Annotated in this window: 4 protein-coding genes and 1 pseudogene; 2 read left to right on the top strand and 3 right to left on the bottom strand. The window is 62.0% G+C overall.

Annotated elements, in window-relative coordinates; translation table 11 throughout:
- Positions 1–95: 95 nt before the first annotated feature.
- A pseudogene (locus tag ASE00_RS22950) lies at positions 96–471 on the top strand (DDE-type integrase/transposase/recombinase); the annotation flags it as partial.
- A gap of 255 nt (positions 472–726) precedes the next feature.
- On the opposite strand, the gene ASE00_RS09930 reads toward ASE00_RS22950, so the two are convergent.
- From ASE00_RS09930 to ASE00_RS09920, 3 genes are all read right to left on the bottom strand, one after another.
- Complete coding sequence (locus ASE00_RS09930) at positions 727–975, bottom strand: hypothetical protein (protein ID WP_015449313.1); 249 nt, start codon at positions 973–975, stop codon at positions 727–729.
- A gap of 37 nt (positions 976–1,012) precedes the next feature.
- Complete coding sequence (metB, locus tag ASE00_RS09925) at positions 1,013–2,185, bottom strand: cystathionine gamma-synthase (RefSeq protein WP_056379812.1); 1,173 nt, start codon at positions 2,183–2,185, stop codon at positions 1,013–1,015.
- A gap of 446 nt (positions 2,186–2,631) precedes the next feature.
- The gene (locus ASE00_RS09920; RefSeq protein WP_056379809.1) at positions 2,632–3,030 is read right to left on the bottom strand and encodes a MarR family winged helix-turn-helix transcriptional regulator; all 399 of its coding nucleotides are present in this window, start codon (positions 3,028–3,030) and stop codon (positions 2,632–2,634) included.
- A 95-nt stretch (positions 3,031–3,125) separates the two neighbouring features.
- Between ASE00_RS09920 and ASE00_RS09915 the strand changes: the two genes are divergently transcribed.
- On the top strand, positions 3,126–4,910 hold the full coding sequence (locus ASE00_RS09915) for a chloride channel protein (protein WP_056379807.1): 1,785 nt from the start codon (positions 3,126–3,128) through the stop codon (positions 4,908–4,910).
- The last annotated feature ends 296 nt before the right edge of the window (positions 4,911–5,206 follow it).

The following is a 5,206-nucleotide window of genomic DNA, read 5'->3' as shown; positions in this document are numbered from 1 at the left end:
TCCACGACCCGAACGGCAGACTTCGGCTCGTCGCCTAGGATGTTCTCAGTATTTCCAGCTTAGCGTTGTCTGGCGAACAAATCTTGAGGTGAGGCCTATATCGGGAGGAAGGCTTGTCTGTGCGCCGACGTCGCGGCCGCAAGCGCGCCCGGGGCAGTCGGACACCGGTGCCGGGGGCACTTCGCCCAGGTGACCGCTGGTCGATGGACTTTGTCGCCGATACGTTTGGCGCGTCGCGCAAGTTCAGGATTCTGGCGATCAACGATGATTGCTGCCGGGAGAACCTGTGCTTGGCAGCGGACACCAGCATCTCGGGGGCTCGAGTGGCGCGCGAACTGGATGCGCTGGTTCGCCTCCATGGGAAACCTGCTTGCATCGTCAGTGACAATGGCACTGAATTTACGAGCCGCGATCCTGCAGTGGGCCAGCAAGAACAAGGTCGAGTGGCATTACATCGATCCCGCCCAGCCAGGATCGAAGCGCTGCGACTGTCATTGGCCGACGTCACGCAGCCGCAGAAGCGTTCGAGCACGACCTCTTCGACAAGCAGATCAAGCGGTCGATCCTCGACGCGGTGACGTTCGGCGATGCGCCGCGCGGCGGCGGCGACCGCTTCGGGATTGATTGGATCATCATATTCATGCGTCATCGGCCCGCTCCGTATTCGCCTAAACCAAAGCCATCCTGGCCGCAGCGATCAGAACATCGAGCCTCAATCCCGACTACTCATCGCGCCAGATTGAACAAGGTCAGCATACCGCCAATCGCGATACCGAAGACCATCATCATGACGCCGGCGATCCGCAGAATATAGGTAAGCGGATCCTCATCCTCATTTCCCGCTCGCAACCGGCTTGCGGGCGGTTTCGGGCGTCCGATAGCTCGCCTGAAGCTGGCCTGCCGGAACGCCATGTTGAAACCGAGCAACACAAGAAGCAGTCCGAAAAAATCCACGAGCCATACATAACCGGGCACATTTCTCTCCTGAAGTTTCCAGGATTGCCGCGCGCGTTCATCCCGCGCATGCCGCCAATCCCTGATCGAGGCCGGCGATCAGATCTTGTTCGGCTTCGAGGCCAATCGAAAGCCGCAGCAGGCTGTCGCTGATGCCCGCTCTTGAGCGCGCCTCCTCGCCCATATCGGCATGGGTCATGGTCGCCGGATGCGCGACCAGGCTCTCGATCCCACCCAGCGATTCCGCGAGCGTGAAATAGCCGACCGCAGCGACAAACCGCCGAACCGCTTCCACTCCTCCGGCGAGCTCGAAACTCAGCATCGCGCCGAAACCGCGTTGTTGACGCGAGGCGATCCTGTGCCCTGGATGTGCGGGAAGTCCGGGGTAATGCACCCGGGCGACCGCCGGATGCCGCTCGAGAAATCGGGCGACGATCATGGCGCTACGCTGTTGCTGCTCCATTCTGGGAAACAATGTGCGAAGACCGCGCAGGGTCAGCCAAGCATCGAACGGCGCACCGGTGGTGCCTACGACGTTCGCCCAGTGGCGCAGCTCTTCGACCTGCCCCGGATCGGCAGCAACCACCGCACCCCCGATTACATCGGAATGGCCGTTGAGATATTTGGTCGTGGAATGAACGACGTAATCGGCGCCCAGCGCGAGCGGCTGCTGGATGGCCGGCGACAGGAATGTGTTGTCGACCGCAACCGCGGCGCCCGCCGCACGCGATTTCGCGGCAAGCTCCGCGATATCGACGACCCGCATCAGGGGATTGCTCGGCGTCTCGATGAGAACCAGCGCCGGAATTTCCTCCAACGCGGCGGCAAAGGCCCTCTCGTTACCCTGGTCAACGAACCGGACGACGCAATGCCCCCGGTTCGCACGCGCGTTCAAGAGGCGCATCGTGCCGCCATAGCAATCATGCGGCGCAAGGATGAGATCGCCTGGTCCCAATCGTCCGACAAGAAGGTCGAGAGCTGCCATACCGCTCGATGTCATGATCGCCCCGGCTCCGCCCTCCAACCTTGCCAGCGCCTCGGCAAGAAGGTCGCGCGTCGGATTGCCTGCCCGGCCGTAATCGTAGGAACGCGGTTGATCGTAGCCGGCAAACTCATAGGTGCTCGAAAGATAAAGCGGTGGGGCGACCGCTCCAAAGGCAGCATCGCTGGCGACGCCGTGCGCGGCGGCGATCGTCTGGGCGCGAGGCACCTGATCCTTAGATTTAGTCATTGAAGTGGCGTCCCTCGGTTACTTCGCGCACGATGCGGGCTCGGCCGAATTGCCGGTCTGAGTGCCGAATGAAATGGTGAGTGACCGGCCTGACCGAACTTCGGAAGACGCCGGCTGCGGCAGGGGGACCGCGAGTCGGCGTCTAGCCCGGTGAAGTAGCCGTTGAGCCAAAGCACCTGCGCCGCTGTTGGCGACGCGGTCAGATCCTGAACCGATCGCCATTGCTCCAGAGTCAGGGGATTCCCTGGATGCTCGCTCTGCGTCATGCACTTGTCCTCGGCTGCCGTCTCCGTTCCCGCGCTCCGGCCTGCTTTCGCGGGATCCTCTCCGGGCGCTGTTGTCGTGAAGCCTCTTCACTCTGCAGATCGGGTTGTGTCGGTTAAATTAGCATAAGACAAATGAATGTTATTCATATTTTATAACATCATAATTGCATTGAATGGCACTTACTCACCCAGTTGTTCGAAAATGCCGGTGAAGAGCGGTCGCATACGCTGGATTTCCTCGCGATGGACGGCGGACAGGGAGTCGAGTAGCGTATAGGCCTTGGGGGTGAGGCGCAGCAGCGCCCGCCTGCGATCAACAGCAGCCGCCTCGCGCGTAATCAGCTTCAACGCCTCGAGGCGATTGATCAGGCCCGTGGCGCTGTGCGGCTTCAATATCAGACGTTCCGCGACATGACCAACGGTGGCCTCATCCGGCGCACAGCCCCGGATCGCGAGCAGCGCCTGATGCTGCTGCGGCGTCAACCCGACTTCGATGGCCTGCTCCTCGCTGAACGCCTGGAAGCGGCGGATGGCATGGCGAAACGAGGCCAGCGCCGCATAGTCGGCATCTCCCAGCAATTTATCCTTTTGCCTCAAATGATCCTCACTTGTTGAACTATATCGCAATACGATATAGTCGGCGCGCACATATTTTTACAGGATAATGCCGATTCATGTCCCTGACACCCCCGCGCGCCGTCGAAGGCCATCAACTTGCCGACCATAGCGTCGACCGCCGCATGGTCATGCTGGCGGCAATGGCCATCGTGGTCGGAACGGGCGGCGCCTTTGGCGCATGGGTGCTGGTCAAGCTGATCGCGATCGCCACCAATCTCTTCTGGTTTGGTCGTCTCTCCGCCGATCACTCGGTGATTACCGATGCATCGGTGGGCTGGCTGGTGATAGTGATCCCCATCATCGGCAGCCTTATCGTGGGTCTGATGGCGCGCTTCGGATCGGACAAGATCCGCGGTCATGGCATTCCCGAGGCGATCGAGACGATCCTGTTCGGCGAGAGCCGGCTGTCGCTCAAGGTCGCACTGCTCAAACCCCTGTCCTCGGCGATCTCGATCGGCAGCGGCGGCCCCTTCGGGGCGGAAGGACCGATCATCATGACGGGCGGCGCCATAGGCTCGCTCTTCGCCCAGTGCTTCCACCTCAGCGCAGCCGAGCGCAAGACGCTGCTCGTGGCGGGTGCGGCAGCCGGCATGACCGCCATCTTCGGTACGCCGCTCGCCGCGATATTGCTGGCCGTCGAAGTGCTCTTGTTCGAGTGGAAACCGCGCAGCTTCGTCCCCGTGCTCGTCGCAGCCCTCATTTCCTTTGCCTGGCGTCCGCTGCTCCTCGGATCGGGACCGATGTTCCCGATGACAGCCATGGTCCCACAGACAAGCTGGGCGCTGCTCGCTTCCGGCGGGATCGGCCTCGTTGTCGGCCTTGAAGCGGCACTGCTCTCAACCTCCCTTTACCGCATCGAGGATCTCTTCCACCGCCTGCCATTCCACTGGATGTGGTGGCCGGCGATCGGCGCGGTGGTCGTCGGTCTGGGCGGTCTCATTGATGCCCATGTGCTGGGTGCAGGATATGCAAGCATCGAGGCCCTCCTAAACGCTTCGCTATCGCTCCGGGTCGTTGCCGCGCTCCTCGTCGTGAAGGCCATCGTCTGGCTGGTCGCGCTGGGATCTGGCACGTCTGGCGGCGTTCTCGCCCCGCTCCTCATCCTTGGCGGTGCCGCCGGGTTCCTGCTTGGGCAATTCCTGCCCGGTGATCCGGGATTCTGGGCGATGATCGGAATGGCGGGAATCATGAGCGGCGCCATGCGTGCGCCGATGACCGGCGCGATCTTCGCGGTCGAACTCACCGGGCACTTCAGCGCCATCCCATGCACGATCGCGGCTGCGGGCGGCGCCTATGCCATCAGCGTGCTGCTGATGCGGCGATCGATCCTCACCGAGAAAATCGCGCGGCGCGGACGGCATATCCTGCAGGAATATACGGTCGATCCGCTCGACCTCATCCAGGCCGGTCAAATCATGACGCGCGATCCGGCGACCCTACCGGGCACGATGACCGTGGAGGCGGCGGTATCCTTCTTCGCAACCAAAGCCGTGCATCGCAGCTATCCGGTGACCGACCCGCAAGGAAGATTGCTGGGTCTCGTCTCTCGCACCGATGCCCTGCGCTGGCAGGGCGACCGCGACGACGATCAAACGCCGCTCATCGACGCCATCTCGGACGCAGCACAGCCCGTTGCCTATCCGGACACGCCGACCGGCGTTGTCGCTGATCTCATCGTCGAATCCGGGATCGGTCGTATTCCAATCATCGAGCCCGAAACCAGGCGCGTGCTCGGCATCCTTTCGCGCCAGGATCTGCTCAAGACCCGCAGCGCGAACCGCCATGCCGAACTTGGTCGCTCACGCCATCTCGGAACAAAGCTCCAACCACGCACGCAGTAAAACGGTCTAGGATCGGTCAGTTACGACGTGCAAGAACGGGACCGGGGAACCAACCCGCACCTATTTTCGTTCGTATTGCGATACAATCTCCTGCCGCGGCATCGGAAAAGGAGGAACGGGGGGCCATCGCATGTCGGACGCCAAGGTGCTGCTGCTGGTCGAGGACGAGCCGCTTATCCTGTGGACGCTGCAGGAGATGCTAGAGTCAGACTCGCTCAGGTTTGCACATAGCCCGAGTGTCGGAGGTAGTTCGCGCATTCGGCTGGCCTGAAGCGGTTGAGGATGAGCTTGAGGGC

Source organism: Sphingomonas sp. Root710, assembly GCF_001429065.1.
GTDB lineage: Bacteria > Pseudomonadota > Alphaproteobacteria > Sphingomonadales > Sphingomonadaceae > Rhizorhabdus.
Note: the sequence above shows the minus strand (reverse complement) of the source record. Positions and strands in the feature narration are given on the sequence as shown.